8 protein-coding genes are annotated in these 12,247 nt (G+C 71.5%); 6 read left to right on the top strand and 2 right to left on the bottom strand.

The annotated features are described in order from the left end of the window. Positions 1-56: 56 nt before the first annotated feature. Both lon and ACIPM1_RS05515 read right to left on the bottom strand, forming a co-directional pair. Positions 57-2,519, bottom strand: coding sequence for an endopeptidase La (gene lon / locus ACIPM1_RS05520; protein WP_402429239.1), 2,463 nt, complete (start codon positions 2,517-2,519; stop codon positions 57-59). Positions 2,520-2,787: 268 nt separating this feature from the next. Then, on the bottom strand, positions 2,788-3,774 hold the full coding sequence (locus tag ACIPM1_RS05515; RefSeq protein ID WP_402429236.1) for a rhomboid-like protein: 987 nt from the start codon (positions 3,772-3,774) through the stop codon (positions 2,788-2,790). 193 nt (positions 3,775-3,967) lie between these two features. Between ACIPM1_RS05515 and ACIPM1_RS05510 the strand changes: the two genes are divergently transcribed. The 6 genes from ACIPM1_RS05510 to ACIPM1_RS05485 all read left to right on the top strand — a co-directional run bounded on the left by ACIPM1_RS05510 (position 3,968) and on the right by ACIPM1_RS05485 (position 12,247). Next, positions 3,968-4,645 (top strand): spermidine synthase, encoded by a 678-nt coding sequence (locus ACIPM1_RS05510; protein ID WP_402429233.1) that lies wholly within the window; start codon positions 3,968-3,970, stop codon positions 4,643-4,645. A gap of 113 nt (positions 4,646-4,758) precedes the next feature. Continuing rightward, positions 4,759-5,496, top strand: coding sequence for a response regulator transcription factor (locus ACIPM1_RS05505; protein ID WP_392191141.1), 738 nt, complete (start codon positions 4,759-4,761; stop codon positions 5,494-5,496). Beyond that, positions 5,493-6,602, top strand: coding sequence for an ATP-binding protein (locus ACIPM1_RS05500; RefSeq protein ID WP_402429230.1), 1,110 nt, complete (start codon positions 5,493-5,495; stop codon positions 6,600-6,602). Before ACIPM1_RS05505 ends, ACIPM1_RS05500 begins: the two co-directional genes overlap by 4 nt. 291 nt (positions 6,603-6,893) lie before the next feature. Further along, complete coding sequence (locus ACIPM1_RS05495) at positions 6,894-10,718, top strand: multifunctional oxoglutarate decarboxylase/oxoglutarate dehydrogenase thiamine pyrophosphate-binding subunit/dihydrolipoyllysine-residue succinyltransferase subunit (RefSeq protein WP_402429227.1); 3,825 nt, start codon at positions 6,894-6,896, stop codon at positions 10,716-10,718. Positions 10,719-10,866: 148 nt separating this feature from the next. Then, positions 10,867-11,046, top strand: coding sequence for a DUF6104 family protein (locus tag ACIPM1_RS05490; protein WP_003992906.1), 180 nt, complete (start codon positions 10,867-10,869; stop codon positions 11,044-11,046). A gap of 313 nt (positions 11,047-11,359) precedes the next feature. Further along, positions 11,360-12,247: a DUF4097 family beta strand repeat-containing protein gene (locus tag ACIPM1_RS05485; protein ID WP_402429224.1), complete on the top strand. Its 888-nt coding sequence runs from the start codon at positions 11,360-11,362 to the stop codon at positions 12,245-12,247.

Genomic DNA, 12,247 nt, shown 5'->3' with positions numbered 1-12,247 from the left:
CGAAGGCCCGGGACTCCCTCACGGGGCCCGGGCCTTCCCTCATCCGGCGGCCTCCGTCACGCGGCCACCGGAACCTCCGGCGCCGCCCCGCTCGACGCGGGCGCGAGCGCCAGCTCCAGGACCTGCCGGACGTCGGTCACGGCGTGGACCTCGAGCCGGTCCAGCACCTCGGCCGGGACGTCGTCCAGGTCCGCCTCGTTGCGCTTGGGGATGACGACGGTCCGCACCCCGGCGCGGTGGGCGGCCAGCAGCTTCTGCTTCACACCGCCGATCGGCAGGACCCGGCCGGTCAGCGAGATCTCGCCGGTCATCGCCACGTCCGTACGGACCAGGCGCCCGGAGAGCAGCGACGCCAGCGCGGTCGTCATCGTGATGCCCGCGCTCGGGCCGTCCTTGGGGACCGCGCCCGCCGGGAAGTGGATGTGCACGCCCCGGTCCCGCAGGTCGCCCACCGGCAGCTCCAGTTCGGCGCCGTGGCTGCGCAGGAAGCTCAGCGCGATCTGCGCCGACTCCTTCATCACGTCGCCCAGCTGACCGGTCAGCGTCAGGCCCGCCGCGCCGGTCTCCGGGTCGGCCAGGGACGCCTCCACGAACAGGACGTCACCGCCGGCGCCGGTGACCGCGAGGCCGGTCGCCACCCCGGGGACGGCGGTACGGCGCTCGGCCGGGTCCTGGGCGGACTCCGGCACATGGTGCGGCCGGCCGATCAGGGAGCGCAGATCGGCGTCGGTGACGGTGAACGGCAGCTCCCGCTCGCCCAGTTCGTGCCGGGCCGCCACCTTGCGCAGCAGCCGCGCCACCGACCGCTCCAGCGCCCGCACGCCCGCCTCGCGGGTGTACTCGCCGGCCAGCCTGCGCAGCGCGCCCTCCTCGATCGTCACCTCGCCCTCGTGCAGGCCCGCCCGCTCCAGCTGGCGCGGAAGCAGGTGGTCGCGCGCGATGACGACCTTCTCGTCCTCGGTGTAGCCGTCCAGCCGGACGATCTCCATCCGGTCGGCCAGCGCCTCCGGGATGGCCTCCAGGACGTTGGCCGTCGCGAGGAACACGACGTCGGACAGGTCGAGTTCGACCTCCAGGTAATGGTCCCGGAAGGTGTGGTTCTGCGCCGGGTCCAGGACCTCCAGCAGGGCCGCGGCCGGGTCGCCGCGGAAGTCCGAGCCGACCTTGTCGATCTCGTCGAGCAGCACGACCGGGTTCATCGACCCGGCCTCCTTGATCGCGCGGACGATCCGGCCGGGCAGCGCGCCGACGTAGGTGCGCCGGTGGCCGCGGATCTCGGCCTCGTCGCGGACGCCGCCGAGGGCGACACGGACGAACCGGCGCCCCATGGCGTGCGCGACCGACTCGCCGAGCGAGGTCTTCCCGACGCCGGGCGGCCCGACGAGCGCGAGCACGGCGCCGCCGCGCCGCCCGCCGACCACGCCGAGGCCCCGGTCCACGCGCCGCTTGCGCACCGCGAGGTACTCGGTGATCCGCTCCTTGACGTCGTCCAGGCCCGCGTGCTCCGCGTCCAGGACCGCCTTGGCGCCCCGGATGTCGTAGGCGTCCTCGGTCCGCTCGTTCCACGGCAGGTCGAGGATCGTGTCGAGCCAGGTGCGGATCCAGGAGCCCTCGGGCGACTGGTCGGACGCCCGCTCCAGCTTGTCGACCTCCTTCAGGGCCGCCTCGCGGACCTTCTCGGGCAGGTCGGCCGCCTCCACCCGGGCGCGGTAGTCGTCGGACTCCTCACCGTCCGTCTCGCCGTTCAGCTCGCGCAGCTCCTTGCGGACGGCCTCCAGCTGACGGCGGAGCAGAAACTCGCGCTGCTGCTTGTCGACGCCCTGCTGGACGTCCTTGGCGATGGTCTCGGCGACGTCCTGCTCGGCGAGGTGGTCCCGCAGCTGCCGCGTGGCGAGCCTCAGCCGGGCCACCGGGTCGGCGGTCTCCAGGAGCTCGAGCTTCTGGTCGGTGGTGAGGAAGGGCGAGTAGCCGGAGTTGTCGGCGAGGGCGGAGACGTCGTCGATGGCCTGGACCCGGTCGACGACCTGCCAGGCGCCGCGCTTCTTCAGCCAGCTCGTGGCGAGGGCCTTGTACTCCTTGACCAGTTCCGCGACCTGGCCCGGGTAGGGGTCTCCCCCGTCCGAACGGAGCGGAGCACCCGGGGAAGGGTCCGGCACGGTCTCCTCGACCGCCGTCCCCTCGACCCACAGCGCCGCGCCGGGGCCGGTGGTCCCGGCGCCGATCCGCACCCGCCCGCGGCCGCGTACCAGGGCACCCGGGTCGCCGTCGGCCAGCCTGCCGACCTGCTCGACCGTGCCCAGCACACCGGTCTTCGCGTACGTCCCCTCGATGCGCGGCACCAGCAGGACCCTGGGCTTGCCCGGCTCCGACCTCGCGGCGGCCTGGGCGGCCTCCACCGCGGCCCGCACCTCGGCGTCGCTCAGGTCCAGCGGGACCACCATGCCGGGCAGCACGACCTCGTCGTCGAGCGGCAGCACGGGCAGGGTGAGCGGTGTGAACGCCGTGGACTCAGCAGCCATGATCTCCCCTTCGGCAGTCAAGTTGAGCTATGCCGACTCAATGCTCGTGAGCCCGTTGTTGTTCCCCGACGCCTGTTCGCTCTGAGCGATCAAGGGGGAAGCCGCGCCGTCCGCGCCTTTCACGGCACGCGGGAGCGCAAAGGAGGGGGAGTTGAGGCGCAACGGGTGGGGCGCCGGGCTCATGCGCCGGAGCCGACGCCGGCAGTCATGTGCTGACGTCTGACACCCCGATGCCCGACGTCCTGACGCCTGACGCCCTGACGCCCGGTCAGGCCGTCGCGGCGGCCGGGCTCTGGACGCGCGCCCGCGCCCAGCGGCGGACCACCGGCCAGCTCGCCGTGCCGAGGCTCACGGAGAGCAGATGCCCCCAGCTCGTCATCGGGTCGGTGTACGCGATCAGGTCCGGGACCTGCATCCCGAGGAACCCGAGGAGCAGCGGCCATCGCAGCCAGGGAGCGAGCAGGCCGGACAGCGCCCCGACACCGGTGGCCACACCGAAGCTGATGCCGTAGTCCAGGCGGTGCAGCGAACTGTCGGGCAGCAGGCCCCCGAGCACCGCGAGCCCGACCGGGACCTCGGTCGCGAGGGTCGCCAGCACATGCCCGAACAGGAAGACGCCCGCCGCGCGCAGGCCCCCCACCCGGCGCTCCAGCGCGGTGAGCACCAGCAGGAAGCACAGCGCGTACGGCGAGGCGATCCCGCCCGCGACCCACAGCGCGCTGCCCGTCAGCACCAGCAGGGGCGTCCGCACCAGGTGCGCGACATCCGTGCTGGAGCCCTGGTACAGGACGTTCATCAGGGCGGGGTCGACACAGCGGGCGACGAGCGAGGTGACGGCCAGGACGACCGCGTAGCCGAAGGTGAAGGGGGTGCCGGTGGGGTCGGGCAGCAGACGCCAGGGGCGCGGTGCGCGTACGGCGCCGCCGGACCCGCCGGGTCCGCGCCGTGCGTCGAGGCGCGCCGCCGACGGGATGCGTACGGTCGCCCCGGCCGCGTCGGTCTCCGGCGGGGCGGCCGTGACGACGGCCCCGCCGGCGCCGGCGTCCGGCACCGGGCCCCGCTGCCGCGGCATGCCGTCGAGCAGCTGCGCGACCTCCGCGAGCCCCGGGTCCGCGTCGACGGCCGCGCCCGCGCGCACACCGGCGTCCGCGCCCTCCCCCGGCGCGAGCGGAGCGCGCCCGCCCGCCTCCGGCGCGGGAGGAACGCCCGAGGACGCCGAAAACGCAGCTCCGTCAGCCGTAGCAGTCCGTTCCACGCCGAGGCGCTCCTTCCGTCACGCCCCACCCTTGGCGCCCCACCGGCCACTGTCTATGACCGACGCCACCCGAACGCCGATTCACAGGAACTTCTGACCCAGCTCCCGCGTCCGCCCCCCTCTGCTTCGACACCACCCCCCGGGCACCGGTAATTCAGGTGGCGGCAAAGGCCCGTTGGGGCAGGATGGCCTCATGACCGCCTCGTACGACACGCCCGTGGTGCTGGACCGTCGCGAGGGCCCCTACGGCGAGGTCGTACTGCGCCGGCACGGCGCGCTGCTGCAGATCATCGCCAACGGCTGCTTCCTGATGGACACCTCCGACGGCCGCTCCGAACGGCTGCTCGTGGACGCCGCGCTCGCCGCCCTGGACGGACGCCCGGCACCGGACGTGCTGATCGGCGGCCTGGGTGTCGGCTTCTCCCTCGCGCACGCGGCCGCCGACCCCCGCTGGGGGAGGATCACCGTGGTCGAACGCGAGCGCGCCGTCGTCGACTGGCACCGCCGCGGCCCGCTCGCCGTCCTGACCGCCGAGGCCCTCGCCGATCCGCGGACGGAGGTCGTCGAGAGTGACCTGGTTCACTACGTCAATGAGACATCCGCCACATTCGACGCCCTGTGCCTCGATATCGACAACGGACCGGGCTGGACGGTCACCGAGGGCAACGAGGGGCTCTACGCACCCGCCGGACTGGCAAGCTGCGCAAGGGTGTTGAGGCCCGGCGGAGTGCTCGCGGTATGGTCCGCCCAGCCGTCTCCGGATTTTGAAGGAAGCTTGCGGAATGTCGGATTCCAGCAGGTGCGCACCGAAGAGATCCCGGTTGCCCGGGGCGTTCCGGACGTCGTCCACCTCGCCGTCCGACCTGGATAGCAATGCCGAGGTGACTCCCCGTACGCTGCTTTCCTGACGCCGATCATTCAAGCGTCAATCGCAGTCATGGGATCACCCCACGGATTCCGGAAAGCACACCCCAGGGGCGGGCGATGGAGCAGACACACACCGCGCACAACGGCACGACGGCGACCCCCGGCGCACAGCGCCGGGTTCTGGTCGTCGAGGACGACCCGACCATCGTGGACGCCATCGCCACCCGTCTGCGCGCCGAGGGATTCCTCGTGCAAACCGCGGGCGACGGTCCATCCGCCGTCGACACCGCGGAGGCCTGGCAGCCCGACCTGCTGATCCTCGACATCATGCTGCCCGGCTTCGACGGCCTGGAGGTCTGCCGCCGGGTGCAGGCCCAGCGCCCGGTGCCGGTGATGATGCTCACCGCGCGGGACGACGAGACCGACATGCTGGTCGGGCTCGGGGTCGGCGCGGACGACTACATGACCAAGCCGTTCTCGATGCGGGAGCTGGCCGCGCGCGTGCACGTGCTGCTGCGCCGGGTGGAGCGGGCGGCGATCGCCGCGACCACCCCGCGCTCCGGCATCCTGCGCCTGGGCGAGCTGGAGATCGACCACGCGCAGCGCCGGGTGCGGGTGCGCAGCGAGGACGTCCACCTCACGCCCACCGAGTTCGACCTGCTCGTGTGCCTGGCGAACACCCCGCGCGCGGTGCTCTCGCGCGAGCAGCTGCTCGCGGAGGTGTGGGACTGGGCGGACGCCTCCGGCACCCGGACCGTCGACAGCCACATCAAGGCGCTGCGCCGGAAGATCGGCGCCGAGCGGATCCGCACGGTGCACGGCGTGGGCTACGCCCTGGAGACGCCGACGCCATGAGCGGGGGGCCGGCGACACGGAGAGGCCCCGGGGAGGAACCCTGGGGCGGCGTACGCCCGTTCTCGATCAAGACCAAGCTCGGCGCGCTGGTCGTCATCGCGGTGCTGATCACCACCGGTCTGTCGATGATCGCGGTGCACACCAAGACCGAGCTGCGCTTCATCATGGTCTTCTCGATGATCGCCACCCTGCTCATCACACAGTTCGTGGCGCACTCGCTCACCGCGCCGCTGGACGAGATGAACACGGTGGCCCGCTCCATCTCGCACGGCGACTACACCCGCCGGGTGCGTGAGAACCGCCGGGACGAGCTGGGCGACCTCGCCCAGACGATCAACCTCATGGCCGACGAGCTGGCGGCCCAGGACAGCGCCCGCAAGGAACTGGTGGCCAACGTCTCCCACGAGCTGCGCACGCCCATCGCGGGCCTGCGCGCGGTGCTGGAGAACATCGTGGACGGGTTCACCGAGGCCGACCCCGAGACCATGCGCACGGCCCTGAAGCAGACCGAGCGGCTGGGCCGGCTGGTGGAGACGCTGCTGGACCTCTCCCGGCTGGACAACGGGGTCGTACCGCTGAAGAAGCGGCGGTTCGAGGTGTGGCCGTACCTGTCGGGCGTGCTGAAGGAGGCCAACATGGTGGCCTCCGCGCGCGCGGGCATCGCCTCCGGCTCCGGCAGCCACACGCGTACCGACGTCCATCTGCACCTCGACGTCTCCCCGCCGGAGCTGAGCGCGCACGCGGACCCCGAGCGCATCCACCAGGTGGTGGCCAACCTGATCGACAACGCGGTCAAGCACAGCCCGCCGCACGGCCGGGTGACGGTGCGGGCGCGGCGCGGAGCCCAGCCGGAGTCCCTGGAGCTGGAGGTGCTCGACGAGGGGCCCGGCATTCCGCGCTCCGAGTGGCACCGTGTCTTCGAGCGCTTCAACCGGGGCGCGGTGAGGCGTCCGCACGGACCCGGCAGCGACGGCGGCACCGGCCTGGGCCTGGCGATCGCCCGCTGGGCGGTGGATCTGCACGGCGGCCGGATCGGTGTGGCCGAATCCGAGCGTGGCTGCCGGATCCAGGTCACCCTTCCGGGGCTTCCCACTGCGTCGAGTTGACGTAAGGTTCGAACCGGAACCTCAAGATCCACCGGCGTCGCCGCAGGCGGACACGTGTGATCAGGCAGGAACCGCCGGGGACCGCGCCCTCCTACGGGCCGGACCCGGGTCGCGCCTTCCCATTCGCAGCGGAACCACGGTTGTTTCCCGCCATTTCAAGCCCCGAAACACGGCTTTCAATGTGACTTACGCGACGATGAACGGGCCCGACCTGACCTTCACGGTCTTGGGGGCGTAGCCTTTATTTCCGCTGTCCATCACCTTGTGAAGCGGAAGAGGGCGGTTGCCGCCGTGTCGCCACAGTCCCCCAGTAACTCGAGCATCTCGACCGACGACCAAGCCGGGAAGAACCCCGCTGCCGCGTTCGGTCCCAACGAGTGGCTCGTCGACGAGATCTATCAGCAGTACCTCCAGGACCCGAACTCAGTAGACCGCGCCTGGTGGGACTTCTTCGCCGACTACAAGCCCGGGGCCGCTGCCGCCGGCTCCTCGGCCCCGGCCGGTACGGGCCCTGCGGCCGCGGGGGCCGCAGAGACCGCCACCCCGGCTCAGGCGGCGCCCGCCGCTCCGGCCCAGCCCGCGGCCCCCGCCGCGCAGGCGCCGGCCGCTCCCCGGCCCGCCGCCGCGGCTCCGGCCCAGGCTCCGGCTCCGGCGAAGCCCGCCGCGCAGGCCCCGGCGCCCGCGCGGGCCGCCGCGCCCGCCGCCAAGCCGCAGGCCAAGGCCGCGCCCGCCGCCGAGGCGCCCGACGGTCCCGAGTTCGTGACGCTGCGCGGCCCGTCCGCCGCGGTCGCCAAGAACATGAACGCCTCCCTGGAACTGCCCACGGCCACCTCCGTGCGCGCGGTCCCGGTGAAGCTGCTGTTCGACAACCGCATCGTCATCAACAACCACCTCAAGCGGGCCCGCGGCGGGAAGATCTCCTTCACGCACCTGATCGGCTACGCGATGGTCCAGGCCATCAAGGCCATGCCGTCGATGAACTGGTCGTTCGGCGAGAAGGACGGCAAGCCGACCCTCGTCAAGCCGGCCCACGTCAACCTCGGTCTCGCGATCGACCTGGTCAAGCCCAACGGCGACCGCCAGCTCGTCGTCGCGGCGATCAAGAAGGCCGAGACGCTGAACTTCTTCGAGTTCTGGCAGGCCTACGAGGACATCGTCCGCCGCGCCCGCGACGGCAAGCTGACGATGGACGACTTCACCGGCGTCACGGTCTCCCTGACCAACCCCGGCGGCCTCGGCACGGTCCACTCGGTGCCGCGTCTGATGCCCGGCCAGTCGGTGATCATGGGCGTCGGCTCCATGGACTACCCGGCGGAGTTCCAGGGCACCAGCCAGGACACGCTCAACAAGCTCGGCGTCTCGAAGGTCATGACGCTCACGTCGACCTACGACCACCGGGTGATCCAGGGCGCCGCCTCCGGCGAGTTCCTCCGCCAGGTCGCGAACCTGCTGCTCGGCGAGAACGACTTCTACGACGGCATCTTCGAGTCGCTGCGCATCCCCTACGAGCCGGTCCGCTGGCTCAAGGACATCGACGCCAGCCACGACGACGACGTCACCAAGGCCGCCCGCGTCTTCGAGCTGATCCACTCCTACCGGGTCCGCGGCCACGTCATGGCCGACACCGACCCGCTGGAGTACCAGCAGCGCAAGCACCCCGACCTGGACATCACCGAGCACGGCCTCACCCTGTGGGACCTGGAGCGCGAGTTCGCCGTCGGCGGCTTCGCCGGCAAGTCGATGATGAAGCTGCGCGACATCCTCGGCGTGCTGCGCGACTCGTACTGCCGCACCACCGGCATCGAGTACATGCACATCCAGGACCCCAAGCAGCGCAAGTGGATCCAGGACCGCGTCGAGCGCCCGCACTCCAAGCCGGAGCGCGAGGAGCAGCTGCGCATCCTGCGCCGGCTGAACGCGGCGGAGGCCTTCGAGACCTTCCTGCAGACCAAGTACGTCGGCCAGAAGCGCTTCTCCCTGGAGGGCGGCGAGTCGGTCATCCCGCTGCTCGACGCGGTGATCGACAGCGCGGCCGAGTCGCGCCTGGACGAGGTCGTCATCGGCATGGCCCACCGCGGCCGCCTGAACGTGCTCGCCAACATCGTCGGCAAGTCGTACGCGCAGATCTTCCGCGAGTTCGAGGGCAACCTCGACCCGAAGTCGATGCACGGCTCCGGCGACGTGAAGTACCACCTGGGCGCCGAGGGCACCTTCACCGGCCTGGACGGCGAGCAGATCAAGGTCTCCCTGGTCGCGAACCCCTCCCACCTGGAGGCGGTGGACCCGGTCCTGGAGGGCGTCTCCCGCGCCAAGCAGGACATCATCAACAAGGGCGGCACGGACTTCACCGTCCTGCCGGTGGCGATCCACGGCGACGCGGCCTTCGCGGGCCAGGGCGTGGTGGCCGAGACCCTGAACATGTCGCAGCTGCGCGGCTACCGCACCGGCGGCACGGTCCACATCGTCATCAACAACCAGGTCGGCTTCACCGCGGCCCCCGAGTCCTCGCGTTCCTCCATGTACGCGACGGACGTGGCCCGCATGATCGAGGCGCCGATCTTCCACGTGAACGGCGACGACCCGGAGGCCGTGGTCCGCGTCGCGCGGCTCGCCTTCGAGTTCCGCCAGGCGTTCAACAAGGACGTGGTGATCGACCTCATCTGCTACCGCCGCCGCGGTCACAACGAGTCGGACAACCCGGCCTTCACCCAGCCGCTGATGTACGACCTGATCGACAAGAAGCGCTCGGTGCGCAAGCTCTACACCGAGTCCCTGATCGGTCGCGGCGACATCACCCTGGAAGAGGCCGAGCAGGCGCTGCAGGACTACCAGGGCCAGCTGGAGAAGGTCTTCACCGAGGTCCGCGAGGCCACCTCGCAGCAGCCGGCCGCCTCCCACGCGCCGGAGCCGCTGGACGGCTTCCCGGTCGCCGTCCCGACGGCCGTCTCCGCGGAGGTCGTCAAGCGCATCGCCGAGTCCCAGGTCAACGTCCCCGACCACATCACCGTCCACCCGCGTCTGCTCCCGCAGCTCCAGCGGCGGGCGGCCATGGTCGAGGACGGCACGATCGACTGGGGCATGGGCGAGACCCTGGCCATCGGCTCGCTGCTCCTGGAGGGCGTCCCGGTCCGGCTGTCCGGCCAGGACTCCCGCCGCGGCACCTTCGGCCAGCGCCACGCGGTGATCATCGACCGCAACACCGGCGAGGACTTCACCCCGCTGCTGTACCTGTCCGAGGACCAGGCCCGCTACAACGTCTACGACTCGCTGCTCAGCGAGTACGCGGCGATGGGCTTCGAGTACGGCTACTCGCTGGCCCGCCCGGACGCGCTGGTGATGTGGGAGGCCCAGTTCGGCGACTTCGTCAACGGCGCGCAGACGGTCGTGGACGAGTTCATCTCCTCGGCGGAGCAGAAGTGGGGCCAGACCTCCGGCGTCACCCTGCTCCTCCCGCACGGCTACGAGGGCCAGGGCCCGGACCACTCCTCGGCCCGCCCTGAGCGCTTCCTCCAGCTGTGCGCGCAGAACAACATGACGGTCGCGATGCCGACCTCGCCGGCGAACTACTTCCACCTGCTGCGGTGGCAGGTGCACAACCCGCACCACAAGCCGCTGGTCGTCTTCACCCCGAAGTCGATGCTGCGCCTGAAGGCCGCGGCCTCGACGGCGGAGGAGTTCACCACCGGCGAGTTCCGCCCGGTCATCGGCGACGCCACGGTGGACGCGGCCGCGGTCCGCAAGGTCGTCTTCTGCGCCGGCAAGGTCTACTACGACCTGGAGGCCGAGCGGCAGAAGCGCGGCGTGACGGACACCGCGATCATCCGCATCGAGCGCCTGTACCCGCTGCCGGGTGCCGAGCTCCAGGCGGAGATCAAGAAGTACCCGAACGCCGAGAAGTACCTGTGGGTCCAGGAGGAGCCGGCGAACCAGGGCGCGTGGCCGTTCATCGCCCTGAACCTCATCGACCACCTGGACCTGGCCGTCGGCGCGGACATCCCGCCGGGTGAGCGCCTGCGCCGCATCTCGCGGCCGCACGGCTCCTCGCCCGCCGTGGGTTCCGCCAAGCGGCACCAGGCGGAGCAGGAGCAGCTGGTCCGCGAGGTCTTCGAGGCCTGACCGGCCCGAGCCTGCGCACCGCCGGCGTGACGGCACAGGGCCCGGCCCCGAGTTTCCCGCTCGGGACCGGGCCCTTCGGCGTGTCCGGGACGCATAACCTGGAGGGGTACGACCCGAGGCCCGCGGGCCCAGCATCAGGAGAGCACCCGTGTACTTCACCGACCGAGGCATCGAGGAACTCGAGAAGCGGCGCGGCGAGGAGGAGGTCACCTTCGAGTGGCTCGCCGAACAGCTGCGGACGTTCGTCGACCTGAACCCCGACTTCGAGGTGCCGGTGGAGCGACTGGCGACGTGGCTGGCCCGGCTGGACGACGAGGACGACGAGTAGGGGCCCTGGGGTTTCTCTTCGGGGGTCGGGCGGGGGGGCGCCGGGACCGCGGGTTCCGTGTTCCCGCGGGTGCTGCGTGTCCCGCGTGTCCCGCGTGTTCGTGTTCCGCGTGTTCCGCGTGTTCCCTGCGGGGCGCGCGTTTCGTGGGGCCGCTTCCGGCCGCATGTCGTCACCGCATCGGGTGTCTTGACTTTCCATGGCCGCGATATATCGTGAATAACGGAAGACGCGATATGGCGTGTCGTGTCAATGTCCGGCCCTGTCCCGGTCCTGCGGTTGCGCGCGGTCCGGCCCGTCCCAGGAGGTCAGCACCATGCCCGAGTGGTCCGTCGGCGAGCCCGGGAAGCTCACCTTCGACGAGCCCGTGTCCGAGCTCCACGTCCGCATCGTCAACGGCGCGGTGAACGTCGTGGGCACGGACGAGGGTTCCGCGCGGCTGGAGGTCTCAGAGATCGAGGGCCCGCCCCTCATCGTCACCCAGCAGGGCGGCACCCTGACGGTCGCCTACGAGGACCTGCCCTGGAAGGGCTTCCTCAAGTGGCTCGAACGCAAGGGCTGGCGGCGCAGTGCCGTGGTGTCCCTGGCGGTTCCGGCGCAGGCGCGCGTCGAGCTCGGGGTGGTCGGCGCCGCGGCGATGGTCTCCGGGCTGGACGGGCACGCGGAGGTGAAGGGCGTCTCCGGCGACACCACCCTGGTGGGGCTCACCGGCCCGGTGCGCGCGGACACCGTCTCGGGCAGCGTGGAGGCGCAGGCCCTCTCGGGCGACTTGCGGTTCAACTCGGTCTCCGGGGACCTGACCGTGGTCGAGGGCGCGGGCTCCTCGGTGAAGGCCGACTCGGTGAGCGGGTCGATGATCGTGGACCTCGACCCGGCGGGCCGCCCCACCGACATCAGCCTGACCAACGTCTCCGGCGAGATCGCCATCCGTCTGCCCCACCCGGCGGACACACGGGTGGAGGCGAACACCGCGAGCGGGACGGTGTCCAACGCCTTCGAGGACCTCCGGGTCAGCGGGCAGTGGGGTGCGAAGCGCATCACCGGCCGCCTCGGCACGGGGCACGGCCGGCTGAAGGCGACCACCGTCTCCGGCTCGATCGCGCTGCTGCGGCGCCCGCCGGCGGAAGACGAGCCGTGGAAGTCGGAGGACCGCCGGCCGACCGACACCCCGAGCGACAGCACGACCCACAAGAAGGTGCTCTGA

The sequence above is a fragment of the Streptomyces sp. NPDC086766 genome, assembly GCF_044746005.1.
Classification (GTDB): Bacteria; Actinomycetota; Actinomycetes; order Streptomycetales; family Streptomycetaceae; genus Streptomyces.
This window is presented reverse-complemented; position numbering and strand designations above follow the sequence as displayed.

Excerpts from the sequence above, each read along its gene's own strand:
- lon (WP_402429239.1), bottom strand. The coding sequence starts at position 2,519 with ATGGCTGCTGAGTCCACGGCGTTCACACCGCTCACCCTGCCCGTGCTG.
- ACIPM1_RS05510 (WP_402429233.1), top strand. The coding sequence starts at position 3,968 with ATGACCGCCTCGTACGACACGCCCGTGGTGCTGGACCGTCGCGAGGGC.
- ACIPM1_RS05505 (WP_392191141.1), top strand. The coding sequence starts at position 4,759 with ATGGAGCAGACACACACCGCGCACAACGGCACGACGGCGACCCCCGGC.
- ACIPM1_RS05500 (WP_402429230.1), top strand. The coding sequence starts at position 5,493 with ATGAGCGGGGGGCCGGCGACACGGAGAGGCCCCGGGGAGGAACCCTGG.
- ACIPM1_RS05485 (WP_402429224.1), top strand. The coding sequence starts at position 11,360 with ATGCCCGAGTGGTCCGTCGGCGAGCCCGGGAAGCTCACCTTCGACGAG.